This is a genomic window from Pseudomonas sp. AC252, from assembly GCF_979258105.1.
In genome coordinates, this window is the sequence record NZ_OZ409837.1 from 46098 (window position 1) to 69461 (window position 23364).

General features: G+C 60.4%; 24 protein-coding genes. 15 read left to right on the top strand and 9 right to left on the bottom strand.

The annotated features are described in order from the left end of the window. Positions 1-297 precede the first annotated feature (297 nt). Positions 298-852 (top strand): RNA polymerase factor sigma-70, encoded by a 555-nt coding sequence (locus tag ACZZZ4_RS00190; protein ID WP_008088195.1) that lies wholly within the window; start codon positions 298-300, stop codon positions 850-852. A 134-nt stretch (positions 853-986) separates the two neighbouring features. Here the strand turns inward: ACZZZ4_RS00190 and ACZZZ4_RS00195 are convergent, their stop codons facing one another. From ACZZZ4_RS00195 to ACZZZ4_RS00205, 3 genes are all read right to left on the bottom strand, one after another. Beyond that, positions 987-2000 (bottom strand): GNAT family N-acetyltransferase, encoded by a 1014-nt coding sequence (locus tag ACZZZ4_RS00195; RefSeq protein ID WP_463546999.1) that lies wholly within the window; start codon positions 1998-2000, stop codon positions 987-989. A gap of 85 nt (positions 2001-2085) precedes the next feature. Further along, positions 2086-2883: a substrate-binding periplasmic protein gene (locus ACZZZ4_RS00200; RefSeq protein WP_463547000.1), complete on the bottom strand. Its 798-nt coding sequence runs from the start codon at positions 2881-2883 to the stop codon at positions 2086-2088. 94 nt (positions 2884-2977) lie between these two features. Continuing rightward, entirely contained in the window at positions 2978-3601 is a 624-nt protein-coding gene (locus ACZZZ4_RS00205) for a TetR/AcrR family transcriptional regulator (RefSeq protein ID WP_039759835.1), read from the bottom strand. A gap of 184 nt (positions 3602-3785) precedes the next feature. Between ACZZZ4_RS00205 and ACZZZ4_RS00210 the strand changes: the two genes are divergently transcribed. The 8 genes from ACZZZ4_RS00210 to ppnP all read left to right on the top strand — a co-directional run bounded on the left by ACZZZ4_RS00210 (position 3786) and on the right by ppnP (position 13117). Then, a complete protein-coding gene (locus ACZZZ4_RS00210) occupies positions 3786-5570 on the top strand; it encodes an acyclic terpene utilization AtuA family protein (RefSeq protein ID WP_463547001.1) in 1785 nt (594 codons plus the stop codon). Between the two features lie 12 nt (positions 5571-5582). After that, entirely contained in the window at positions 5583-6467 is an 885-nt protein-coding gene (locus tag ACZZZ4_RS00215) for an SDR family oxidoreductase (RefSeq protein WP_310405819.1), read from the top strand. A gap of 3 nt (positions 6468-6470) precedes the next feature. Next, a complete protein-coding gene (locus ACZZZ4_RS00220) occupies positions 6471-8087 on the top strand; it encodes an acyl-CoA carboxylase subunit beta (protein ID WP_463547002.1) in 1617 nt (538 codons plus the stop codon). A gap of 30 nt (positions 8088-8117) precedes the next feature. After that, positions 8118-9275: a citronellyl-CoA dehydrogenase gene (gene atuD, locus ACZZZ4_RS00225; RefSeq protein WP_039759842.1), complete on the top strand. Its 1158-nt coding sequence runs from the start codon at positions 8118-8120 to the stop codon at positions 9273-9275. Continuing rightward, positions 9272-10066 (top strand): enoyl-CoA hydratase/isomerase family protein, encoded by a 795-nt coding sequence (locus ACZZZ4_RS00230; RefSeq protein ID WP_463547003.1) that lies wholly within the window; start codon positions 9272-9274, stop codon positions 10064-10066. The genes atuD and ACZZZ4_RS00230 overlap by 4 nt, the downstream gene beginning before the upstream one ends. A gap of 120 nt (positions 10067-10186) precedes the next feature. Continuing rightward, a complete protein-coding gene (locus ACZZZ4_RS00235) occupies positions 10187-12148 on the top strand; it encodes an acetyl/propionyl/methylcrotonyl-CoA carboxylase subunit alpha (RefSeq protein WP_463547004.1) in 1962 nt (653 codons plus the stop codon). Positions 12149-12218: 70 nt separating this feature from the next. Next, positions 12219-12761: a 3'-5' exonuclease gene (locus ACZZZ4_RS00240; protein ID WP_039759847.1), complete on the top strand. Its 543-nt coding sequence runs from the start codon at positions 12219-12221 to the stop codon at positions 12759-12761. Positions 12762-12832: 71 nt separating this feature from the next. Then, positions 12833-13117, top strand: coding sequence for a pyrimidine/purine nucleoside phosphorylase (gene ppnP, locus ACZZZ4_RS00245; RefSeq protein ID WP_039759849.1), 285 nt, complete (start codon positions 12833-12835; stop codon positions 13115-13117). A 71-nt stretch (positions 13118-13188) separates the two neighbouring features. Here ppnP and ACZZZ4_RS00250 read toward each other — a convergent pair whose 3' ends face one another. Together ACZZZ4_RS00250 and ACZZZ4_RS00255 are read right to left on the bottom strand one after the other, a co-directional pair. Beyond that, positions 13189-13995 carry an MOSC domain-containing protein gene (locus ACZZZ4_RS00250; protein WP_129997295.1) on the bottom strand — a complete coding sequence of 269 codons (807 nt, stop codon included), beginning with the start codon at positions 13993-13995 and terminating at the stop codon, positions 13189-13191. A gap of 166 nt (positions 13996-14161) precedes the next feature. Continuing rightward, positions 14162-15097 (bottom strand): chemotaxis protein CheV, encoded by a 936-nt coding sequence (locus ACZZZ4_RS00255; protein WP_016770829.1) that lies wholly within the window; start codon positions 15095-15097, stop codon positions 14162-14164. 454 nt (positions 15098-15551) lie between these two features. Here ACZZZ4_RS00255 and ACZZZ4_RS00260 point away from each other — a divergent pair, with 454 nt between their 5' ends. The 3 genes from ACZZZ4_RS00260 (at position 15552) to ACZZZ4_RS00270 (ending at position 18033) form a co-directional block, all read left to right on the top strand. After that, the gene (locus ACZZZ4_RS00260) at positions 15552-16022 is read left to right on the top strand and encodes a hypothetical protein (protein ID WP_463549237.1); all 471 of its coding nucleotides are present in this window, start codon (positions 15552-15554) and stop codon (positions 16020-16022) included. A gap of 461 nt (positions 16023-16483) precedes the next feature. Further along, positions 16484-17377 (top strand): sensor histidine kinase, encoded by an 894-nt coding sequence (locus ACZZZ4_RS00265; protein ID WP_463549238.1) that lies wholly within the window; start codon positions 16484-16486, stop codon positions 17375-17377. Beyond that, a complete protein-coding gene (locus ACZZZ4_RS00270; protein WP_039759857.1) occupies positions 17374-18033 on the top strand; it encodes a response regulator in 660 nt (219 codons plus the stop codon). The genes ACZZZ4_RS00265 and ACZZZ4_RS00270 overlap by 4 nt, the downstream gene beginning before the upstream one ends. Here ACZZZ4_RS00270 and yegS read toward each other — a convergent pair. Further along, on the bottom strand, positions 18017-18934 hold the full coding sequence (yegS, locus tag ACZZZ4_RS00275; protein WP_039759859.1) for a lipid kinase YegS: 918 nt from the start codon (positions 18932-18934) through the stop codon (positions 18017-18019). The two genes, ACZZZ4_RS00270 and yegS, sit on opposite strands and share 17 nt — an antisense overlap. A gap of 315 nt (positions 18935-19249) precedes the next feature. Here yegS and ACZZZ4_RS00280 point away from each other — a divergent pair, with 315 nt between their 5' ends. Beyond that, the gene (locus ACZZZ4_RS00280) at positions 19250-19558 is read left to right on the top strand and encodes a hypothetical protein (RefSeq protein ID WP_205884313.1); all 309 of its coding nucleotides are present in this window, start codon (positions 19250-19252) and stop codon (positions 19556-19558) included. A gap of 59 nt (positions 19559-19617) precedes the next feature. On the opposite strand, the gene ACZZZ4_RS00285 is transcribed toward ACZZZ4_RS00280, so the two are convergent. Both ACZZZ4_RS00285 and moaB read right to left on the bottom strand, forming a co-directional pair. Continuing rightward, the gene (locus tag ACZZZ4_RS00285; RefSeq protein ID WP_463547005.1) at positions 19618-20844 is read right to left on the bottom strand and encodes a molybdopterin molybdotransferase MoeA; all 1227 of its coding nucleotides are present in this window, start codon (positions 20842-20844) and stop codon (positions 19618-19620) included. Further along, positions 20828-21367: a molybdenum cofactor biosynthesis protein B gene (gene moaB, locus ACZZZ4_RS00290; RefSeq protein ID WP_016770598.1), complete on the bottom strand. Its 540-nt coding sequence runs from the start codon at positions 21365-21367 to the stop codon at positions 20828-20830. The genes ACZZZ4_RS00285 and moaB overlap by 17 nt, the downstream gene beginning before the upstream one ends. A gap of 81 nt (positions 21368-21448) precedes the next feature. Here moaB and mobA point away from each other — a divergent pair, with 81 nt between their 5' ends. Together mobA and ACZZZ4_RS00300 are read left to right on the top strand one after the other, a co-directional pair. Further along, the gene (mobA, locus tag ACZZZ4_RS00295) at positions 21449-22051 is read left to right on the top strand and encodes a molybdenum cofactor guanylyltransferase MobA (protein WP_463547006.1); all 603 of its coding nucleotides are present in this window, start codon (positions 21449-21451) and stop codon (positions 22049-22051) included. Positions 22052-22129: 78 nt separating this feature from the next. Continuing rightward, positions 22130-22351, top strand: a complete 222-nt coding sequence (locus ACZZZ4_RS00300) for a YgdI/YgdR family lipoprotein (protein ID WP_016770600.1) — start codon at positions 22130-22132, stop codon at positions 22349-22351. Between the two features lie 82 nt (positions 22352-22433). Here the strand turns inward: ACZZZ4_RS00300 and ACZZZ4_RS00305 are convergent, their stop codons facing one another. Beyond that, positions 22434-23324 (bottom strand): pseudouridine synthase, encoded by an 891-nt coding sequence (locus ACZZZ4_RS00305; protein ID WP_463547007.1) that lies wholly within the window; start codon positions 23322-23324, stop codon positions 22434-22436. Positions 23325-23364: the final 40 nt, after the last annotated feature.

The following is a 23364-nucleotide window of genomic DNA, read 5'->3' on the forward strand; positions in this document are numbered from 1 at the left end:
CGCGGTCTGTGCCGACCGCGCGAGGCATCGGAATGCGCTGGGGCCGGGGATCTGCACCCGGCACCATTCACCAATGAGAACGGATGACCTGGGGAAATAATTAGTCGGCAGGCGCGACGTCCAGCAGGGCTGGGGTGCGGCGGCGTGTCGCAGTTCGCAAAACACATCGCCTTACAGCAATACCTCTCTTTCTCATTTGACAATCATTATCATTCAACATAATTTGTCGCTCGATGTGTAGGACGGCGCCATCCCCCGAGGCCCTCCCACTAACCTATTGGCAGCAAGGTGATTTCCATGACGGAACAAGTATCCACAAGCAGGTGCGATTCACCGCTACTTCAGGCATTCGTCGACAATCGACTGATTCTGGTCAAGATTGCAGCGCGCATTACCGGCTGCAGGTCTCGCGCCGAAGACGTGGTGCAGGATGCGTTTTTCCGACTGCAATCGGCGCCGCCGATCACGTCGTCGATCAAGGCTCAGCTGAGCTACCTGTTCCAGATCGTGCGCAACCTCGCCATCGATCATTACCGCAAGCAGGCGCTCGAACAGAAATACTCAGGCCCGGAAGAGGAAGGCTTGAACGTGGTGATTCAGGGCGCTTCGCCGGAAACTTCGCACATCAACTTCTCGACCCTCGAACACATCGCCGATGCGCTGACCGAGCTGCCCAGCCGCACCCGTTATGCCTTCGAGATGTACCGCTTGCACGGCGTACCGCAGAAAGACATCGCCAAGGAACTGGGTGTGTCGCCCACCCTGGTCAACTTCATGATTCGTGATGCTTTGGTGCACTGCCGCAAGGTTTCGGGCAGTCGGCGGGATGCGGTGATCGCGGGTCGTCGTTAGGATCCGGATTTTGCGTCAAGCCATTCGCGAGCAGGCTCGCTCCCACAGGGTTTGAACAACGACACAAATCCAGTGGGAGCGAGCCTGCTCGCGAAAGCGGCCTCAGACTCAACGCAATACCGAGGCCGAACGCATCAGGCCAAGCTGCACCGATCAAAAAACCGCTCCCGCCCCAGAATCATCAGCGCCGCGCGCTTGTGCGGAAAATCGAATTCCTTCTCGCAGTGAAAACATTGGTTGTGCATATGCCCGATCATCTTCGCGTTGTCGGCACGCGGCTCGGCAACCACGCTCTGGGTGCGCGGATCATCGAGAAACAGGTAATGCACCAGCGCCGATAACCAACTCGCCACTTTGTGCGGGCCGCGATGACTTTCTTCGCCGACCAGCATGTGAATGCCACGGTCGTAATCGCCGGCATCGTAGAACGGCGCGATGCGATCTTCCTTGGCCCAGTAGGCTTCGAAATAGGCGAACGGCTGATCATCGAAACAGCCGATCAGCGTCAGCGTGTGCGGATCGGCATCGAGCTTGTTGAGGTACTCGCGATGCTGCTGAAGGCTGCCCTCCTCCTGCCAGAAGCTCGCCACGCGCGGGCTGTTCTGCCAGCGATTGAAGCGCGACAGATCTTCTTCGATTTCCAGCGTACGCAAGGAAACCCATGCGCCAAGCCGCGCATCGAAACGCCGATAGACTTCACCGCGCGGTTTCACCGGTCGCAGCGGGTGGCGCTTGCCCTGGCTGATGACCATTTGCTGCGGATAGCTGCCGGTCAGTGAAGTGCCCAGCCACGGCTGCGGCAGTTGCCAGAACAGCGTGCGCTCGCAGCGATATTCGCCGGCGACATCGGTATTAATCAGCAAACCGCTGAGCAACGCCTCGGTCGGCGGTTGATCGAGTTGCCAGGTTAGCTGCTGACACGCCGGGTCACGGGCGAACAACCAGTAACAGGCCGCCCATAAGGCCTGCCCGGGCGGCAGGGCATAACGTTCATCAAGCTGGATCGGGCCCTTGCCTCCACGGTTCAGGCGCAGCCGAATCAACGGTTGCCCGTCCAGGCTCAGGCTCAAGCGGCTTTCGCTGGCATCAGCGATCAAGCGACTGCCCGAGGGCAACGCCAGGGCAGTCAGGTCGTTCAGATGGGACATGGGTCGGGCTCACGTAATCGTCGACAGTTCAACGAAGTGACGTGAGCCGGGAGGGGAAATTTAAGCGCGAGACGAAAACAGCGCTTCAGTGATGCGGCACCGGCACCACGGCAATCCTGTACGGCTCGAAAATCTTCAATAACTCGCCGTTGTCGCGCAAACGCTGCAACAGATTGCCGAAGGCTTCGCCGCTGATCGGAGCGCTTGGCCGCAGAATCGCGTAATGATGATAGATCTGATCGGTACGCTGCGACGCCAACAGCTCATCGCGGACCTTCTCGTTGCGCAGCAGGTAATCGAACAGATAGGAGCGGGTCACCAGGGCAATGTCGGCGCGCCCGCGCAGCACCATCAGCAGGTTACTGTCATGGGAATAGGTCAGCGCGGCATTGTAGTTTTTCGCGAGGTATTTCGGGTCGGCGTTGAAGTTGGCGAATTCGTAGTGATAACCGCTGAACAGCGCCAGACGTTTGCCTGACAGGCTGGAAAAGTAGTTCTGCTGGCGGCCATCCTCGCGCTGGGCGACAAAAATCTCAGCGTCTTCCAGGCCCATGTCGACGTCGTCGTGGGGAATGTCCTTCCAGCCCCACTCGGGGTTCTCGAAGATCGCCATATCGATGCGGCCCTGCTTGAAATCACCGAAACGGCGCGGGATCGACGTCGGCACCAGGACGAACTGATACTCGCTCTGCGAGCGGTTCAGCGCCTCGACCAATTGCGGCAACAGGCCGGTGTCGGCGCCGTTTTCCGGGCGAATCGTATAGGGCGGGAAATGCGCGGCGCCGACCCGGACCAATTGCGCTGACTGAGCGGGCAATACCCATAACGCAGCCAGCGCAGCGAGCATCAGCCCGGCGGCTGTCCGAATTGGCGAAGACTTCAAAACACCCCACTCCCCGAAAAAAATAGCGATCAATGCATTCAAGCTAGGCGGTTTCGCCGAGTTAGCCAGTTTCCCGCCCGGAACAGACGGCCATTCACCGTGCTTCGAGGACCAGAATCAGCGCTTCATCGGCGAGTTGATCGAGGCTCAAACTGCCGCCGGCACGGAACCAGGTGGTGGTCCAGGACAGTGCGCCGGTGAGGAAACGTCGGGTAATAAAAACGTCGCCGCGAATGTAGCCGGCGTCCTTGGCCTCGCCCAGAACCTGCAGCCAGATGTCTTCATAAACGTCACGCAACGCAAGGACTTTAGCCTGGCCGTCTTCGGACAATGAGCGCCATTCGTACACCAGCACCGCCATCGCTTCGCCGCTGCCGCCCATGATCGACTGCAACTCGCAACGAATCAGCGCCAGCACCTTGTCGCGCACGTCGCTTGCCTCGGCCAGGGCTGCGCGCATCAACGCGGTGTTGTAGCGGATGGTCTCCTCCATCACTGCGCGAAGGATTTCATCCTTGCTTTTGAAGTGATGAAAAATACTGCCCGACTGAATGCCCACAGCGCTGGCCAGATCACGCACCGTGGTGCGCTCGTAGCCTTTGTTGCGAAACAGGTGAGCCGCCACTTGCAGCAATTTGCCACGGGCGCTGTCCGGGTCGGTCAACTGGCCTTGCTCGACCAGTTCGCGCATGACCCGCAGGGCTTTTTGCTCGTCCACCCGTTCTCTCCTACAGTCGATCAGTGTGTTGCCCCCTGTAACCGCAGGGTTGCGCGCAATTTAAGCCGCGCGCGGGCACCAAGCAAGCGCTTGGGCAGAAGAATGTTTCGCCTGTTTACAAACCAAGCGCTTGCTTGGTAGCCTCCAGACACTTCTGTCGCAGGTCCCTGAGTCGGAGATAAAAATGCCAACCACCGTGCGAATCGGCTGCGCCAGTGCCTTCTGGGGCGACACCTCCACCGCTGCCGCCCAGCTTGTCACGGGGAGAAACCTCGACTATCTGGTGTTCGATTACCTCGCCGAGATCACCATGTCGCTCATGGCGGGCGCGCGCCTGAAAGACCCGCAGGCCGGGTTCGCCAGCGACTTCGTTGAAGTGCTGGCACCGCTGCTGACGCAACTGGCTGAACAGAAGATCCGCGTGATCAGCAACGCCGGCGGGGTCAATCCGCGGGCTTGCGCGGCGGCCCTGCAAGCGGCCTGCGACCAGGCTGGGGTCCCGCTGAAGATTGCCGTATTGCTCGGCGATGACCTGCAAGGACAGCTCAAAAACCCCGCCGATATCCGCGAAATGTTCAGCGGCGCTCCACTGCCGCGGATGTGCGTATCGACCAACGCCTACCTCGGCGCGCCAGGAATTGTCGAAGCGTTGCGCCTGGGTGCCGACATCGTCATCACTGGCCGGGTGGTCGACAGCGCCGTGGTCAGCGCGGCGCTGGTCCATGAATTCGGCTGGTCGTGGCACGACTACGACAAACTCGCCCAGGCCGCGCTGGCCGGGCACATCATTGAATGCGGCGCGCAGTGCACCGGCGGTAATTTCACCGACTGGCGCGAGGTGCCGGATTACGAGCACATCGGTTTTCCGATCGTCGAGGTCAGCGCCGATGGCCAGTTCCTCGTCAGCAAACCCGAAGGCTCCGGCGGCCTGGTCACGCCGCTGACCGTCGGCGAGCAGATGCTCTACGAAATCGGCGATCCGCAGGCCTATCTGTTACCCGATGTGATCTGCGATTTCACTCAGGTCAAACTTCAGCAACAAGGCAAAAATATCGTGCAGGTGCACGGTGCCAAAGGCCTGCCGCCCAGCGATAAATACAAGGTCAGCGCCACGTACCCGGACGGTTTTCGCTGTACGGCGAGTTGCCTGATGGCCGGCATCGACGCGGTAGACAAGGCGCGGCGGGTCAGTCAGGCGATCATCGACAAGACCGCCGAGATGTTCAGCCTGCGCGGCTGGTCGCCCTACAGCGAAACCCATGTCGAACTGCTCGGCAGCGAAGCCACCTATGGCCCCCACGGCCAGCGCCGCGACAGCCGTGAAGTGGTGATCAAGATCGCCGTGCGCCATCCTGACAAACGCGCGCTGGTGCTGTTTTCCAAAGAGATCGCCCAGGCCGCGACCGGTATGGCGCCCGGTCTGACCGGCATTGTCGGCGGACGTCCGACCGTGTACCCAGTCATCCGCTTGTTCTCGTTCCTCGTCGATAAAAGCGCCTGCGCCCTGCAAATCGACATGGCCGGTGAGCGCCATCCGTGCGCCCTGCCCGATCCGGTGGCCCTCGACAGCGCAGATTTGCCGATCGCCCATCAGCCACCCAAACCCCAGGGCCGCGCCGATGCCAGTGTGCCGCTGGTGAAACTGGCGGTGGCGCGCTCCGGCGACAAGGGCAACCACAGCAACATCGGCGTGATGCCGCGCCATCCCGATTACCTGCCGTGGATCGCCGAAGCGCTGACCACTTCGGTGGTGGTCGACTGGATGCGTCACGTCCTCGATCCACTTCTCGGGCGTGTCGAACGCTGGTATCTGCCCGGCAGCCACAGCCTCAACTTTCTCTTGGAAAACGCCCTCGGCGGTGGCGGTGTCGCCAGTCTGCGCATCGATCCGCAGGGCAAGGCCTTCGCTCAACAACTATTGGAAATCCAGATTCCGGTGCCGCAGAGCATCGCCGAACAGCTCGACTAGAGGATGGTGTGCATGGCTTACGCGTCGATTTTTCGCGCCGATCTGTTCAGCGGCCAGAACCTGATTGTCACCGGCGGCGGGAGCGGCATCGGTCGCTGCACCGCCCATGAACTGGCGGCCCTTGGCGCCAATGTGCTGCTGGTCGGGCGCAAGCCGGAAAAACTCGAAAAGGTCGCCGCCGAAATCGCCGAGGACGGCGGCCGCGCGCACTGGAAGGCCTGCGATATCCGCGATGAAGAAGCGGTCAAACAATTGGTCAAAGAGCTGATCGTCGAACACGGGCCGATCCACGGTCTGGTCAACAATGCCGGCGGCCAGTATCCGTCGCCCTTGGCCTCGATCAATCAGAAGGGTTTTGAAACCGTGCTGCGCACCAATCTGGTCGGCGGTTTCCTCATGGCCCGGGAAGTGTTCAACCAGTCGATGAGCAAACACGGCGGCAGCATCGTCAACATGCTCGCCGACATGTGGGGCGGCATGCCCGGCATGGGCCACTCGGGCGCGGCGCGTTCGGGCATGGACAACTTCACCAAGACTGCCGCGTTCGAATGGGGTTATGCCGGGGTCCGGGTCAACGCCGTGGCGCCGGGCTGGATCGCCTCCAGTGGCATGGACACTTACGAAGGCGCGTTCAAAGCGGTGATCCCGACCCTGCGCGAGCACGTGCCGCTCAAGCGCATCGGCACCGAATCGGAAGTCAGCGCGGCGATCGTGTTTCTGCTCAGCCCGGCGGCGGCGTTCATCAGCGGCACTACGGTGAAAATCGACGGTGCCGCCAGCCTCGGCAGTCGGGCGTGGCCGCTGCACAAGGCCAGCCACAGCGAATCGTTCAACGGCTTTCACCGCGCCTATTTACCAGAAGTGTTGCGTCCCGACGCGCTCAAGGACAAGGAATAAGCCATGGCGCAGATCCAGTCGCAACTCGATCCGCACAGCGAAGCGTTCGCGCGCAACCGCGCGGCCATGCTTGCCGCCATCGAGCAGGTGCAGCAGCTTGAACGAAACCTGCTGAACAAGGCCGCCGAAGCCAAAGACAAATTCAGCAAACGCGGGCAACTGTTGCCCCGCGAGCGCCTGAATCTGTTACTCGACCCCGGCGCGCCGTTCCTCGAACTGGCCAGCCTCGCCGGCTACAAGTTGCATGACGACAAGGACGGCAGTTCGGCCGGTGGCGGGCTGATTGCCGGCATCGGTTATGTCTGCGGCATCCGCGCGATGGTGGTCGCCAACAACAGCGCAATCAAGGGCGGCACGATCTCGCCGAGCGGCCTGAAAAAATCCCTGCGCCTGCAACAGATCGCCCGGGAAAACAAACTGCCGATGATCACCCTCGCCGAAAGCGGCGGCGCCAACCTCAACTACGCGGCGGAGATTTTTGTCGAAGGCGCGCGCAGTTTCGCCAACCAGGCGCGCATGTCAGCCATGGGTTTGCCGCAGATCACCGTGGTGCACGGCTCGGCCACGGCGGGCGGCGCCTATCAACCGGGCTTGTCGGATTACGTGGTGGTGGTGCGCGGCAAGGCCAAGCTGTTTCTCGCTGGCCCACCGTTGCTCAAAGCCGCGACCGGCGAAGTGGCCACCGATGAAGAACTCGGTGGCGCCGAGATGCACGCGCAGGTCGCCGGCACCGCTGAATACCTCGCTGAAAACGATGCTGACGGCATCCGTCAGGTCCGCGACATCATGCGCATGCTGCCGTGGAACGAACAGCTGCCCTGGCTGCCGGAGCCGCAATACAAGGAACCGCTCTACCCCATCGACGAACTGCTGGGGCTGATCCCCGACGATGCGAAAAAGCCCTACGACGTGCGCGAAATCATCGCGAGGATCGCCGATGAGTCGGACTTTCTCGAATTCAAAGGCGAGTTCGATCAGCAAACCCTTTGCGGCCAACTGAAAATCCAGGGCCGCGCCTGCGGCTTCATCGGCAACAACGGCCCGATCACCCCGCAAGGTGCGAGCAAGGCGGCGCAGTTCATCCAGCTGTGCGACCAGAGCCAGACGCCGCTGCTGTTTTTCCACAACACCACGGGGTTCATGGTCGGCACCGAATCGGAGCAGCAAGGGGTGATCAAGCACGGCTCGAAACTGATCCAGGCGGTGGCCAATGCACGGGTGCCTAAACTGACCATCGTCGTCGGCGGTTCCTACGGCGCCGGCAATTATGCGATGTGCGGACGCGGGCTCGATCCGCGCTTCATCTTCGCCTGGCCCAACAGCCGAACGGCAGTGATGGGTGGCGCGCAGGCCGGCAAGGTTCTGCGCATCGTCACTGAGGCCAAACAGCTGAAGGACGGCATCGAGCCCGATCCGAAAATGCTCGACATGCTCGAACAGATGACCGCGCAGAAACTCGACAGCCAGTCCACCGCCCTGTACGGCAGCGCCAACCTGTGGGACGACGGCCTGATCGACCCGCGCGACACCCGCACCCTGCTTGGCTACTTGCTGGATATCTGCCACGAAGCCGACCGGCGTACGCTGCAACCCAACAGCTTCGGCGTCAGCCGCTTCTGACCGCCACGGATCCTACGGAGAACAACAACAATGATCTTCACCCCGGAACACGAAGCCCTGCGCCGCACCGTCCGCCAGTTCGTCACGCACGAGATCAACCCGCACGTCGAAGAATGGGAAAAGGCCGGGCGCTTTCCGATCCACGAGATTTTCCGCAAGGCCGGCGAGCTGGGCCTGCTGGGCATTTCCAAGCCGGAAAAATTCGGCGGCATGGGCCTCGACTACAGCTATTCGATTGTCGCCGCCGAAGAGTTCGGCACCATTCATTGCGGCGGGATTCCGATGTCGATCGGCGTACAGACCGACATGTGCACCCCGGCCCTCGCCCGCTTCGGCTCCGATGAACTGCGCGAAGAGTTCCTCCGGCCGGCGATCACGGGCGAGCAGGTCGGCTGCATCGGCGTTTCCGAAGTCGGCGCCGGCTCCGATGTTGCCGGGCTGAAAACCACGGCGCGCAAGGACGGCGACGACTACGTGATCAACGGCAGCAAAATGTGGATCACCAACTCGCCGAGCGCCGATTTCATCTGCCTGCTGGCCAACACGTCGGACGACAAGCCGCACATCAACAAGTCGCTGATCATGGTGCCGATGACCACCCCGGGCATCAGCCTCAGCTCGCACCTGGACAAACTCGGCATGCGCAGCTCGGAAACCGCGCAGGTGTTCTTCGACAACGTGCGCGTGCCGCAGCGCAATCGCATCGGCCACGAAGGCGCCGGGTTCATGATGCAGATGCTGCAGTTCCAGGAGGAACGCCTGTTCGGCGCGGCGAACATGATCAAGGGCCTGGAATATTGCATCGACAGCACCATCGAGTACTGCAAGGAGCGCAAGACCTTCGGCAACGCGCTGATCGACAACCAGGTGATTCACTTCCGCCTGGCCGAATTGCAGACCGAAATCGAATGCCTGCGCGCGCTGGTCTATCAGGCCACCGAGCAGTACATCAAAGGTCAGGACGTCACCCGACTGGCGTCGATGGCCAAGCTCAAGGCCGGACGCCTCGGCCGTGAAGTCAGCGACAGCTGCCTGCAATATTGGGGCGGTATGGGCTTCATGTGGGACAACCCGGTGGCCCGCGCCTATCGCGATGTGCGTCTGGTGTCGATTGGCGGCGGCGCCGACGAAATCATGCTGGGCATCATCTGCAAACTGATGGGCATCCTGCCCGGGAAAAAGAAATGAGCCGCCTGCCCGATTGCCAGACGCTGTTGCTGGAACTGCATGGCGGCGTGCTGCACATCACCCTCAACCGCCCGGACAGCCGCAACGCGATGAGCCTGCAAATGGTCGCCGAACTGCGCGCAGTGCTGGCGGCGATACGCGATGACCGCACAGTGCGGGCCTTGGTGCTCAGCGGTGCCGGCGGGCATTTTTGCGCCGGCGGCGACATCAAGGACATGGCCAATGCACGGGCTCAGGGGGCGGAGGCTTACCGTGAGTTGAACCGGGCGTTCGGTGCGTTACTGGAACAAGCCCAACACACACCACAAGTGCTGATCACTGTGCTGCAAGGCGCCGTCCTCGGCGGCGGCTTCGGTCTGGCCTGCGTCAGCGATATCGCCCTGGCCGATCACCAGGCGCAGTTCGGTTTGCCGGAAACCAGCCTCGGCCTGATCCCGGCGCAAATCGCACCGTTTGTGGTGCAACGGATCGGCTTGACCGAAACCCGCCGGCTCGCGCTGACGGCGGCGCGTTTCGATGGCGCTGAGGCGCAGCGATTGGGCCTGGTGCATTGCGTTGAACAGGATGCGCAGGCGCTGGCCGAGCGACTGGATGACGTGTTGCAACAGGTGCTGCGCTGCGCGCCGGAAGCGAATGCGGTGACGAAAAAGTTGTTGCTGGCGAATGCCGGACAGCCTTCGAGTGAATTGCTTGATGAGGCGGCGCAGTGGTTCAGCGCGGCGGTGACCGGCCCCGAAGGTGTGGAGGGAACCATGGCATTCATGCAGAAACGCAAACCGGGGTGGGCCTGAAAAAGCATCGCGGGCAAGCCCGCTCCCACACGGTTTCTCATTCGCTCAAAAAACTTGTGGGAGCTGGCTTGCCTGCGATGAGGCCATCACATTCAAAGTCAAAACCTCAGGAAACCCACCATGCCCACCCTTCACAAAATCCTGATCGCCAACCGCGGTGAAATCGCCTGCCGCATCCAGCGCACGGCCCAGGCGCTGGGCTATCGCACCGTCGCGGTGTTCAGCGACGCCGATGCCGATGCGCTGCACGTACAAATGGCCGATCAGGCCGTGCACATCGGCCCGGCGCCAGTGCAACAGTCCTACCTCAACATTGCGGCGATCCTCGACGCCGCCTGCCGCAGCGGCGCCGATGCCATTCATCCCGGCTACGGCTTCCTCTCGGAAAACGCCGATTTCGCCCGCGCCTGCGCCGAAGCCGGGCTGATTTTCATCGGCCCCAGCGTCGAAGCGATCGAACTGATGGGCAGCAAACGCCTGTCGAAAATCGCCATGCTCGACGCGGGCGTGCCGTGTATCGCTGGCTATCAAGGCGCAGCGCAGGACGACGCGACCTTGCTGGCCGAGGCCGAGCGCATCGGCTATCCGCTGATGATCAAGGCCAGCGCCGGTGGTGGTGGACGTGGCATGCGCCTGGTGCACGAGGCCAGCGAACTGGCGGCGCAACTGCGCACCGCGCGCTCCGAAGCAATGAACGGTTTCGGTAGCGACGATTTGATTCTCGAGCAGGCAGTGATCGAACCGCGTCACGTCGAAGTGCAACTGTTCGGCGACCAGCACGGCCATCTGGTCTATCTCGGCGAACGCGATTGCTCGATCCAGCGCCGCCATCAGAAAGTTGTCGAAGAAGCACCGTGCCCGGTGATGACCGCCGAGCTGCGTCAGGCCATGGGCGAGGCGGCGCTCAAGGCCGGGCGGGCGGTGAATTATGTCGGCGCCGGCACCGTGGAGTTCCTGCTCGACGCGCGCGGGCAGTTCTACTTCCTGGAGATGAACACCCGACTGCAGGTCGAACACCCGGTAACGGAAATGATCACTGGGCAAGACCTCGTCGCCTGGCAGTTGCTGGTCGCCGAAGGCCAGCCGCTACCGCTGACCCAAGAGCAGATCCGCCTCGACGGTCACGCCATGGAAGTGCGCCTCTACGCTGAAGATCCCGCTGCGGATTTTCTCCCGCAAACCGGCCGCGTTGTGGCATGGCAGCCAGCGCTGGCGCACGGTGCGCGGATTGATCACGGCCTGCTTGAAGGTCAGTCGGTCAGCCCGTTCTACGATCCGATGCTGGGCAAACTGATCGCCCACGGCGCCACTCGTGAAGAGGCGCGGCGCAAGCTGTTGCGTGCGGTGCAGGACACCGTGCTGCTTGGCGTGCAGAGCAATCAGCGCTTGCTCGAAGGCCTGCTGCAACATCCGCAATTCATCAGTGGCGACTTCAGCACAGCGTTCATCCAGCAACACTTTTCCAGCCACGCCAGTCTCAACGCTCATGTGCCCAAGGCAGAGCAATTGGCGATTGCCGTGGCGTTGTTCTATCAGGCCAGCGCCCTGCCCCATCGCGCCCCGCTGCATGGCTGGCGCAACAACGCCAGTGTGCCGCTGCACTATCGACTCGGCAGGGACGAACAGGACTGGACGCTGTCGGTGCTGGCGCGCAAATCCGGTGAATATGTCGTGCAGGTCGGCGAACGCACGCTGGAGTTGAAAATCATCGAGCACACCACCCAGTCGGTGACCATGGAGGTCGACGGCCTGCGCCAGCGCCATGCCTATCGTCTGCACGATGGGCAGCTGTGGCTGTTCACTCATCCGGGCAGCCTGCGCCTGGAGGATCGAACTCATGCGCCGATCGGCAGTCAGACGAGCGTCGCCTCCGGCACCCTGAAAGCACCGATGGACGGTGCCATTGTCGACGTGCTGGTCAGCGAAGGCAGTACGGTCAGCAAGGGTCAATTACTGGTGGTACTGGAGGCAATGAAAATGGAGCATCCGTTGAAGGCCGGCATCGATGGCGTGCTCAAACGGGTGCAAGTGAAGGTCGGCGATCAGGTAAAAAATCGTCAGGTTCTGTTGCAGGTCGAGTAGTCGCCCGGGCACAAGTGCGGGGTTTGACTACGCTCTGATAAATCAGAACGCGGAAATCAGGAACCCTGCGATGCCCCATTGGCTGGTCATAGATCTGGAAGCCACCACAGACGAAGGTGGCTGGCCGGTCGCGGAAATGGAAATTATCGAAATCGGTGCGACCCTGGTCGACCGCGCCGGGCGCGAGCAGGATCACTTTCAGCGCTTCGTCAAACCGACCCGCCGTCCATTGCTGACGTCGTTCTGTCGGGAGCTGACGCACATCACCCAGGCCAACATCGACTCGGCGCAACCGCTGAGCGAGGTCTGGCCAGCCTTTGAGCGCTGGCTGGCGCAGCATCAGGCTCGCCTTGAAGGCTGGGCCAGTTGGGGCGGTTACGATCGCCAGCAGTTGCTGCAAGAGTGGCAGCGCCTGAACATCGACAGTGGCCTGAGCAAAGTCCCGCACATGAACCTCAAACAGCGCTTCGCCAAGGCTCGCCGCCTGGAACGACCGCTGGGGCTCAACGGCGCGTTGCAACTGGCGGGGATGCAGTTCAACGGCCAACAACATCGCGCGCTGGAAGATGCCCGCAATACCGCACGGTTATTGCCGCTGGTGCTGCCGCTTTAGACGCGTGACGGCACGAAAAGCCTTGTGCATACTGGCCGCCCCCTTTTAAGCCCTTTTCGAGGAATCCGCCCATGTTTAAAGTCAACGAGTACTTCGACGGCACCGTCAAGTCGATCGCCTTTGGCACCGCTGAAGGTCCGGCGACCATTGGCGTCATGGCCCCGGGCGAATACGAATTCGGCACCAGCCAGCGCGAGATCATGCACGTGGTGTCCGGCGCGCTGAGCGTCAAACTGCCAGACAGCAGCGACTGGGAAACCTTCGCCGCTGGCAGCCAGTTCAACGTCCCGGCCAACAGCAAGTTCCAGCTGAAGGTCGCCGTCGATACCGCTTACCTGTGCGAATACCGCGGCTGATCCCGCCGGGTTCACAGCGCAAAAAATGCCCGCGTCCAAAAGACCCGGGCATTTTTCGTTGCGGCGACAACCTATTCGAGAATTTCCACCGGCATGCCGACTTCCAGGCGGCCGTTGCCGTCATTGACCAGATTCTGCCCGAACATCGCGCCGTCAGCGGTGCTGCGGTGTTTCTGCAGCGTCGCGAACGGCTCGCGATCAGGGCTGCGCTCACCGGTTTGCGGGTCAACAGTCGTCATGATGCAACGCGCGCACGGTTTGACCACACGGAATTCGATGTCGCCGATGCGAAGACGCTTCCAGTTGTCCTCGGCGTAAGGGGCGCTGCCCTCGATGACCAGATTCGGACGGAAGCGCAGCATCTCCAGCTCTCGCCCTACCGTTTCCGAGAGCGCCTGCCGCGAGGCTTCGCCGATCAGCAGCAATGGATAACCGTCGGCGAACGCTACTTTATCGTCGTCCTTGCCGAAACCCGACTGCGTGGTGCGTGCCCGCTCGAGCGGCATTTGCACCAGACGCGTGGGCTTGCCGAGGAAGTCGCTGACGAAACGCGCGGCTTGATCACCGGCGTCCGGCACCCGCAGGGTGTCGCGCCAGATCGTCACACCGCGCAGCTCGGCGTCTGCATCAGGCAAAGGAATTTCGATCGAGCCGTGCTCCGGAGCGCTCAGGGTCAGACCGCCGCTGGCATTGCACAAGGCCGACAACTGACTCATCTTCGCTTCGGCACGCTGGGTCAGAAAGCGCCCGCTGGCCTCGTCCACCAGCATCCAGCGGCGGTCGCCTGCCAGGCCCAGCTTGTCCAGCTCGATGCTTTGCAGGAGTTCGCCCTTGCCGGATTTCAACGGGTAACGATAAAGCGCGCTCAGACGCAGCATGGCCAGCTTCCTTGATGGAAAAACGCCACCCTATACGAGCTCGATCAGGAAGCAAAGAGCAATAACTGTAGGAGTGAGCCTGCTTGCGAAGACGGTGTGTCAGGTAATGATTCGGGGCTGACACACCGCTATCGCGAGCAGGCTCACTCCTACAATGGGCGTGCGATCAAGCGGGCACGGCGTCGAGCATCAGACGCTGGCGCACCACATCAACCAGTTTGTCCGGCTGGAATTTGGAGAGGAAGTTGTCGCAACCGACCTTCTTCACCATCGAGTCGTTGAAGCTGCCCGACAACGAGGTGTGCAGCACGACATACAACCCACGCAGGCGCGGATCGTTGCGGATTTCCGTGGTCAGGCGATAGCCGTCCATTTCCGGCATTTCCGCGTCGGTGAAAATCATCAGCAGTTTGTCAGTCATGTGCACGCCGGTATCGGCCCAGGCCTTGAGCATGTTCAAGGCTTTCAGACCGTCACTGGCAATGTGCATTTTCACCCCGAGCTGGCCGAGGGTATCGCGCAATTGCGAAAGCGCTACGTTGGAGTCGTCCACCAGCAACACTTCGCGGCCACGGGCGCGCTCGAGTACCGGGTCGTCGAGTTTCTCGCGTGAAACCTTGGCGTTGTAAGGGACGATTTCAGCGAGGACTTTCTCTACGTCGATGATCTCGACCAGTTGATCGTCGACCTTGCTGATCGCGGTCAGATAATGCTGGCGGCCGGCACTGGTCGGCGGCGGCAGAATGGCTTCCCAGTTCATGTTGACGATGCGGTCGACGCCGCCGACGAGGAAGGCCTGCACCGAACGGTTGTACTCGGTGACGATGATCGTGCTGTTCGGGCCCGGCACCAGTGGGCGCATGCCGATTGCCTGGGACAGGTCGATCACCGGCAATGTCTGACCGCGCAGGTTGACCACGCCGCAAACAAAGGGATGACGCTGCGGCATCAGGGTCAGCTTCGGCAGTTGCAGTACTTCCTGAACCTTGAACACGTTGATCGCGAACAACTGGCGTCCGGCCAGGCGAAACATGAGGATTTCCAGGCGATTCTCACCCACCAGTTGCGTGCGTTGGTCTACCGTGTCGAGAATGCCGGCCATCAATGACTCCTGGGCTTGATCTGATGAATTCACTATCGGGGTTTATCGGCTGCATTCAGCTAATCTTGATTGCTGTAAAGCCCGTAAGTAAAAATGCCACAAACGACCATTGATGTCACACTGACATCATGCTTTACTGGCATTCGTGATTTCATCTGCTAGATTCATTGCGGCGCGACCTCGGTTTGCACGTTAGGTTCCCGCGCCTAAGGGATTCCCCTAGGATCAATCAGGCCCAACCTGATATTCGCCATTTCCAATAGCCATTACTGTGACGCCATTCTCATTGCATGAACGGAGTCAGGCTATTGTGTGCGATCGCAATTCAGTGGCAACCCACCCTCTGGAACCCCTCGGCCCGTGTACTTGCACGACCGGGCGCGATCTGCCGACGATCCACGATCGTCGACACACCCGGCCATCCGTCAACCAACACGACGTGGTGGAGATAAACATGCCAATCGACCGCAAAGACTGGGCGCAACGCTTCCCCGAATTTCTGGTCGAGGCCGAAACGCTTCTCGCCAAGTCCGAAGAATGCCTGAACCATCTGCAATTGATCAGCAATGACAAGGATGCCATCGACTGTATGCTCGGCACTCTGCTGAAGTTGGCAGGCCGCGCCGAAGCGTTGGCACTGGAAGCAATCTCCGAGTTTTCCCTGCATATCTATAGTCTGCTGAATCTGACGCAGGATCATGTCGACCTGCACGACCAGGCGCTTGATGCATTACGAGACTGTTTCACCTTGATGGCATGGCAACTGGAGCTGGTGGATCACAAGACCGGACAGCTGAGCCTTGATGAAAGCGAGCAAACAGCTTTGCTGGAAGCGTTCGCCGCGCAAATGGGTCAGGACACATTTGAGCCGAGGACGATGAGCAAACGTTTGCTGTCACCCTCCCCAGCAGCGCGGCAGGCTTGATAAGACAGGCCGCGATATTGTCGTAATTGAATAGTTCATACCTGCCAGCGACAATCCGGATCTAATAATCAGCCCGACCAACGGCTAATTTCCAAGTGCCGCCATCAGGGTTTTCCCTGTGTCACCCAGCGACACTTCCAGGCCCGTCAAAGTGGCCGAAATACAACAACTCCAACTTTTTCCAATATGGAACTTACGTCCACAAACCGATATTTCCTGACTGAATGGACATATATAGCAACCGCGACCAACGGTATGTTAAGTGGTATTATGCCGCCGTCTAGTTGCCTGCCGTTAATGGCACACTGACTCCAGCATTTCCTCAGCAATGTTATTGCCAGTCAATGATTGCTCAACAAATGCAGTTTGAATCAGTAACATAATTGACAGTATTTTCACACAGAGATCCGCCAGCCACCGGCCGGTCTGCCCGCAGCGAACATCCATTGGCTCCATCCGTTATGTACGCCAGTCTCAAGTCACTCACCACATGGCCGCCTTCGCGGGAAAATGCCCGACGCTTCACACTCGTCATGTGTGTTCTGGCGACCCTTGGCAGTCTGTTGGCTTATCTTTTCTCCGCGCACATTCCGCTGGGGTTGTTGGCTCTCGACGTCGCCGCCACCGCTTGCGTCTGGGTGCAATATCGCTTGTCGCGCAAGTCGATCAAGTTTCAGCCGCAAGAGCTGGCTGACCGCCTGTTGCAAGTGCAGGAAAACGAGCGCCACCGTCTCAGCCGTGAATTGCACGACGATATCGGCCAGTTGCTTACCGCCGCCAAGCTGCAAAGTGACTGGCTCAAACGTCGCCTGCCGGAAGAACTGCAGGAGCAGTGCACGGTACTTTGCGACACGCTGGATGAAACCCTGAACAAAGTGCGTGACGTCTCGGCCATTCTCAATCCGCGCCAATTGACCAGCCTGGGCCTTGAAGCCAGCCTGCGTGCACATTTGCTCAAGACACTCGCCAACACGCCGGTGAACTGGAGCCTCGACTGTCAGCAACGACTCAATGGCATTCCCGAGGAAATGGCCGTCGCGGCGTTTCGCATCGCCCAGGAAGCCGTAACCAACATCCTGCGGCACGCACAGGCGAAAAACCTGTTGATTCAGGTACAGCGTCTGCCGCAAGGTCTGACTTTGTTGATCAGCGATGACGGTCTCGGTTTCACCCCGGCAGCCGATCCGGCCAGAGAAGGCCAACGCGGCATGGCCGGAATGGCCGAGCGTATCGAACAGTTGGGCGGCACATTGAGTGTTATAAGCGAGCCGGGCAAAGGCACAAGAATCGAAGCACTTTTCCCATGGGCGCCTCGGTCGCTCGAACGGGCCAGTACGAATAAGGTTATGCGTTGACTTGTAACTTACTTCTGGTGGATGACCACTCGCTGATCAGAGCCGGCGTGCGCGCTCTGGTACTGGATATTCCCGGTTACGCGGTAATCGGCGAAGCCAGTGATGGTTCGCAATTGCTTGAAATGGTCGAGCAACTGAGCCCCGACATCGTATTGCTGGACATCTCGATGAGAGAAACCGGTGGCCTGGAAGCGCTGCAACGCCTCAAGCGCGTGCGCCCGCAGAGCAAGGTTCTGATCCTGTCGATGCACACCGATCCGGCGCTGATCATGCAGGCGCTGGAGTCCGGCGCCCATGGTTATCTGCTCAAAGACACAACGGCCACTGAGCTTGAGCACGCGCTGGAGGCCCTGCGCAACAACGAACGCTACCTCAGCCCGGCCATTGCTCATACCGTGATCAATCAGGCGCTGACCCGTAGCCAGAAAAGCCAGCCGGACATCGCCGATTCGCACAATCTGACGGCGCGCCAGTTAGAGATCCTCAGGCTGATCGTACGAGGCAAGTCCACACGGGAAATCGCCAACGGTCTGGGCCTGAGCGTCAAGACCGTTGAAACCCATCGCGCGCAGATCATGAAGCGCCTGCAAATCTACGACGTGGCGGGTCTGGTGCTGTTCGCCGTGCGTGAGCAGATCATCAGCCTTGATGACTGATTGACGGCTGTTGGCCCAATAACGGCGAGTCCTTTGGCAGGTGCACCTGCAACGCTGCAGGTTTGGCGACAAAACGCAGACTGTCGCCTTCCAGCGGCTCGCCATCGAGATTGATGCTCAACCCTTCGGCAACCTTGATCTCGACCCACGGCAAGCGAGCACGCACAAACATGCTGTCGAGACCGAAGCCCTCGCTCAGCAGATTCTTCAGCGTCCCGACCAGCTCCTGCGGTGCCGGCAGAATGCTGATATCCAGCAAACCATCGTCGACTCGCGCCTCGGGGCACAGCACATGGCCGCCACCCGCCTGCCTTCCGTTGCCGATTCCCAGCGCGAGCAGTTCACCCTGCCAATGAAAATCCGGCCCCTGCAACTCACCGTAAGCGGCATGCAGCTCACTGAACCGGGTCAGGCCGGTGAACAGGTACGCAGCGCCACCCAAGACTTTTTTCAGGTCTTCCGACGTATTGGCGGTGACCTGACTGCCAAATCCACCCGTCGCCATGTTCAGGAAAATCTGCCCGCCCACTTCGCCCAGATCGATATCCGAAGGCTCGACGTCGAGCAAATCCAGCGCCTGCGCCGGTTCCAGCGAAATGCCGGCGGCGCGGGAAAAATCGTTGGCAGTGCCCAGCGGTAGCAGGACAAGACTGGCTTTTTGCGGATGCTGCGCCAGCGCTTCGGCAATATCGCGCAAGGTACCGTCGCCGCCGCCTGCAATGATTTTCGTGTAACCCGCTGCCAGCGCCTCTTCGACCAGACGCTGGGCGTCGCCGGCCTCCCAGGTCACCCGGACAGCCAGCTCCCAGCCTTGCTCGCGCCTGGCTTCGACGGCGGCGCGGACATCCTCGTTGAGTGCCTGTTTGCCATGCAGGATCAGCAGTGCCCGGCGTTCACTCATAACGTCACTCCAAGAATTGAAATCGATTGAAACATCTTGACCACTGTGCGCCTTAAAAAAGCCACGGAGATGGCAATTAATTCCTCTTCCAACAACCGGCGTCCTACACAGCGGTATTTTTTCTTACGAAACAAGAGGAATCGGCTTAATTGACCCCGGCCGCCCCTTGGGTCACCGTGTACCGGCAGCATCAACTTTCAACCCAACAACACAAGGATGTGCAGGTAATGAACGGATACCCCGCGATTCATTTCCATGAATCGAGCAATGGAAAAACCAGCAAGCGTGCAGTTGCTACGATCAGCGAGTATTTCCATGCGCAACCATGAAACCAAGGCACCGGTGAGCCCGGTCGCCGCTCTCGCCGAAAGCCGTGCCAGCAAAAAACCAGAATTCTGTAACAGCGCCAAGACCAGTGGAGAGTTTGATATGGAGCCCCGCGTCAGCGAGCTGGAAACCCACTTCAAATACATGCGCCGCGACATGGATGAAGTACTCAATGATGTGCGGACGATAAAACATCGTCTGGCGTATTCGGCGGGTGCAACCGCTGTCATCCTCGGACTGCTGGGATGGGTGGCCAACAGCCGATTCGACCAGTTGGTGTCACTCATCAGCAACTGACCGAATCAATTGTTGCACGCGCCGTGCTTACCAGCCGACGCGTGCATGGGCAAGACGGGTTACCCCAGCAGGTCACTGAGGGGAATGAAGCTCACTTCATCGCCCTCGCTCAGCGTGCGGCCTTCCCGGACTTCGACCAATCCGTCGGCCCACGCTGCGCTGCGCAACACCCCCGAGCTCTGGTTGCGATAAATGATTGCGCGCCCTTGGTCGATACGTCCGCGCAAATACTCGCGACGATTTCCGGCCACCGGCCAGACAAAGCCTGCGGGCACTGCAAACTTGAGCGGCTCGACGGCTTGCACGCCCAGGCGTCGCAACAGATAAGGGCGCGTGAGCAAGGCGAACGTCACCAGCGTCGACGCGGGATTTCCGGGCAGGCCGATCACCGGCACGTTGCGGAAATGACCAAACGTCAACGGTTTCCCCGGTTTGATGGCCAGCTTCCACAAGGCCAGTTCGCCTTCTTCACGCAAGGCAATGCCAAGGAAATCCGCTTCACCGACCGAGACACCGCCGGTGGACAGAATCAGATCGACATCCTGCAGCTCGCCCAGCCGGGCCCGCGTGGCGGGAAGATCGTCCGGGAGGATTCCGCCATCGATGACTTCACAACCCAGACGCTGCAGCCAGCTGCACAAAAGCACCCGGTTGCTGTTGTAGATCTGGCCCGGACCCAATGCCTGACCGGGTTCAACCAGCTCGTCTCCGGTAGACAGAACCGCCACGCGCGGCTTGCGCACGACGTTGAGGCCGGCGCAGCCCAATGATGCAGCCAGGCCCTGCTCGATCGGTCCCAATCGGGTGCCTGCCTGCAGGACCAGTTCACCGACCGTGGTTTCCTGGCCCTGCGGACGAATGTTCTGTCCGGCTTTCAAAGGCTCGAGGAAGCGCACTCTTGCGTCGGCCTGAACGTCGGCGTTTTCCTGCATCTCGACACAGTCGGCGCCGGGCGGCAGCGGCGCCCCGGTAAAGATGCGAGCGCAAGTGCCTGGCTCCAAGGGTTGCGGCGACTGCCCGGCAAAGACTTTTTGGCTAACCGGCAACGGCTCACCCTTCCAGTCAGCCAGATTCAAGGCATAGCCGTCCATGGCACTGTTGGGCCACGGCGGCAGGTCCAGCGTCGAGATCAGATCTTCAGCCAGCACCCGCCCTACGACTTGAGCCAGCGGCAAGTGCTCGCGCTCGACAATCCGCGAAGCATCGGCCATTGCCAGCAAGCGCTCGAGCGCCGTTTCGACGGGCAGCAAACTGCCGCTCTTGCCCGGCTTACCCACGGGATTCACAAGGTGCCGCCTGCTTCAGATGCGTGACGAAGTTGCACGGACGATGACGAGCGTCCAGTTGCTCTGCGAGGATGCCATCCCAGCCGGTGCGTACCGCATTGGTCGAACCCGGCAGGCAGCACACCAGCGTGCCGTTGGCCAGACCTGCCAGGGCACGGGACTGCACGGTGGAAGTGCCGATATCGGCGACAGATATCTGGCGGAACAGCTCGCCGAATCCGTCGACCTGTTTGTCGAGCAGGCACGCCACCGCTTCCGGTGTGCTGTCACGCCCGGTGAAGCCAGTACCGCCAGTGATCAACACAACCTGAACCACATCGTCGGCAATCCAATTGGCAACTTGCGCGCGAATTTTATACAGATCATCTTTAAGCAGAACGCGCTCGGCCAGCGCGTGGCCGGCCGCGATCAAGCGATCAACGAAGACCTGACCGGAAGTATCGGTTTCCAGCGTCCGGGTGTCGCTGACAGTCAGCACCGCAATATTGAGCGGCACGAAAGGTACATCAGCCTTGGCTTTCATAGGCTCTTCCAGTTGTAGGGGAAACAGCCCGGTGTTATATCACAGCGGCTCATTTTTCTGCCGCCCCTCCGGAGAGTCGTCATGCCCTTGAACAGCCCATTGCCACCCTGCTCCGTCCTGCTTTTGGCCGGTGGACGCGGCCAACGCATGGGCGGCCAGGACAAGGGCCTCATCGAATGGCAGGGCGAACCTTTGATCGCGCATCTGCAGCGCAAGGTGCGACCGCTGACCGACGATCTCATTATCTCGTGTAACCGCAATCGCGAGCGCTATGCCGCTTTTGCCGATCAACTGGTCATGGATGACGAGGGCGACTTTCCGGGCCCATTGGCCGGTATCCGCGCAGGGCTGAAAGCGGCGCGCCATGCGCATTTGCTGGTGTCGCCGTGTGATGTGCCGCGAATCGACAAGGCCTTGCTCGAGGACATGCTGACGACTGCCAATCAGCAACGTGAAAAACCTTTAATGCTGCGCCATGGCGCGCACTGGGAACCACTGCTGTGCGTGATCCCCGTGGCGCTGTTGGCCGCATTCGAAGCCGCCTGGAATGCAGGCGAACGCAGCCCCGGCCGAGTGATGCGCAGTCTCGACGCCGTCGCATTGCAATGCCCTGACAACGACCCGCGACTGGCCAACCTCAACACCCCCGAATTGTTACATCTGCACAACACTGTGTCAGACTGACATTATCCAAGGAACTCTCACGCCTTGTTTACGTCTCAAGCTCAGTAACCAGAAGATTTCCCATTCGGAGACACACTCATGACTCAACGGACCCTCGCCACTTTCATGCTCGCACTGGGCCTGGCAACCCTCGCCGGTTGCTCCTCGCCGACAGTGATCACCTTGAATGACGGTCGCGAAATCCAGGCCGTCGACACCCCGAAATACGATGATGATTCGGGCTTCTACGAGTTCCAGCAGCTGGACGGCAAAGAAACCCGCATCAACAAGGATCAGGTTCGTACCGTTAAAGAGCTGTAAGGCTGCGGATCGATACCGGATACAGAAAAGCCCGCATTGTCATGCGGGCTTTTTCATGGGCGCTCGAAAAACGGGTTCAGCTTCACCACTGCAAAGTGATTTGACTCTCGAACTCTCGCGCCTCGCCCGTCACCGGATCCACGAAGCGCAGCCCTTGCGCGAGCAGCTTCAACGGATTGGCGTAGTCGTCCACGACATCTTTCAACACGGTCGGATAAAACGGATCGTTGCAGATACTCGCGCCCAAAGCCGTCATGTGCACACGCAGCTGATGCTTCTTGCCGGTCACGGGAAACAGGCCATAGCGCCACAGATCGCCATTTTTCTCGCGGACCTCCACTGCCGTTTCGGTATTGCTGACCCCAGGCCCTTCCTGCATGCGGAAGAATGGCTCGCCATCGACTAACCGGCTCTTGTGCACCAACGGGAAATTTAGCTCAGGCAGCGCCGGGGCAATCGCTTCGTAGCGCTTGTCGATCTGCCGCGTCGGGAACAACGACTGATAGGCGGAACGGGTTTGCGGATTCGCCGAGAAGATCACCAACCCTGCGGTGTGCCGATCGATGCGGTGCAGCGGCACCAGATGCGGATTGTCCAGCCGACGGATGAGACGACGCAGCAGGGTTTGTTCGACATATTCCCCGGCCGGGGTGACTGGCAGAAAGTGAGGTTTGTCGGCGACCACAAGATGCCCATCGGCATAGAGAATCGACTCGAGCACCGGGATCGGCTTTTCGTCCGGCACCTCACGAAAGTAATGAATGCGCAGCCCTTCCTTGTACGGCAAGTCCAGGGCAATTGGCTGGCCCTGCGCATCCAGCACCCGTCCGCGAGCAATCCGGTCGAGCCACTGTTCGCGGCCGATGGCACTGAAGTGCTCGCAGAGACAATCGAGTACCGTCAGCCAGGGACCGGGCGGCAAATACAAGGTGCTGGCCTGATTGTGCGCAGCGGGAAATACGGGGCTGGTCATACGAAACAGAAATCCTCAATGCAGGCCGGCATTATCCAAC

Coding starts and splice junctions, on each gene's coding strand:
- ACZZZ4_RS00190 (WP_008088195.1), top strand. CDS start 298: ATGACGGAACAAGTATCCACAAGCAGGTGCGATTCACCGCTACTTCAG.
- ACZZZ4_RS00195 (WP_463546999.1), bottom strand. CDS start 2,000: ATGTCCCATCTGAACGACCTGACTGCCCTGGCGTTGCCCTCGGGCAGT.
- ACZZZ4_RS00265 (WP_463549238.1), top strand. CDS start 16,484: ATGTACGCCAGTCTCAAGTCACTCACCACATGGCCGCCTTCGCGGGAA.
- ACZZZ4_RS00250 (WP_129997295.1), bottom strand. CDS start 13,995: ATGCTGCGTCTGAGCGCGCTTTATCGTTACCCGTTGAAATCCGGCAAG.
- yegS (WP_039759859.1), bottom strand. CDS start 18,934: ATGAGTGAACGCCGGGCACTGCTGATCCTGCATGGCAAACAGGCACTC.
- ACZZZ4_RS00305 (WP_463547007.1), bottom strand. CDS start 23,324: ATGACCAGCCCCGTATTTCCCGCTGCGCACAATCAGGCCAGCACCTTG.
- ACZZZ4_RS00230 (WP_463547003.1), top strand. CDS start 9,272: ATGAGCCGCCTGCCCGATTGCCAGACGCTGTTGCTGGAACTGCATGGC.
- ACZZZ4_RS00300 (WP_016770600.1), top strand. CDS start 22,130: ATGACTCAACGGACCCTCGCCACTTTCATGCTCGCACTGGGCCTGGCA.
- ACZZZ4_RS00220 (WP_463547002.1), top strand. CDS start 6,471: ATGGCGCAGATCCAGTCGCAACTCGATCCGCACAGCGAAGCGTTCGCG.
- ACZZZ4_RS00240 (WP_039759847.1), top strand. CDS start 12,219: ATGCCCCATTGGCTGGTCATAGATCTGGAAGCCACCACAGACGAAGGT.
- ACZZZ4_RS00255 (WP_016770829.1), bottom strand. CDS start 15,097: ATGGCCGGCATTCTCGACACGGTAGACCAACGCACGCAACTGGTGGGT.
- moaB (WP_016770598.1), bottom strand. CDS start 21,367: ATGAAAGCCAAGGCTGATGTACCTTTCGTGCCGCTCAATATTGCGGTG.
- ACZZZ4_RS00280 (WP_205884313.1), top strand. CDS start 19,250: ATGCGCAACCATGAAACCAAGGCACCGGTGAGCCCGGTCGCCGCTCTC.
- ACZZZ4_RS00260 (WP_463549237.1), top strand. CDS start 15,552: ATGCCAATCGACCGCAAAGACTGGGCGCAACGCTTCCCCGAATTTCTG.
- ppnP (WP_039759849.1), top strand. CDS start 12,833: ATGTTTAAAGTCAACGAGTACTTCGACGGCACCGTCAAGTCGATCGCC.
- ACZZZ4_RS00210 (WP_463547001.1), top strand. CDS start 3,786: ATGCCAACCACCGTGCGAATCGGCTGCGCCAGTGCCTTCTGGGGCGAC.
- atuD (WP_039759842.1), top strand. CDS start 8,118: ATGATCTTCACCCCGGAACACGAAGCCCTGCGCCGCACCGTCCGCCAG.
- ACZZZ4_RS00235 (WP_463547004.1), top strand. CDS start 10,187: ATGCCCACCCTTCACAAAATCCTGATCGCCAACCGCGGTGAAATCGCC.
- mobA (WP_463547006.1), top strand. CDS start 21,449: ATGCCCTTGAACAGCCCATTGCCACCCTGCTCCGTCCTGCTTTTGGCC.
- ACZZZ4_RS00215 (WP_310405819.1), top strand. CDS start 5,583: ATGGCTTACGCGTCGATTTTTCGCGCCGATCTGTTCAGCGGCCAGAAC.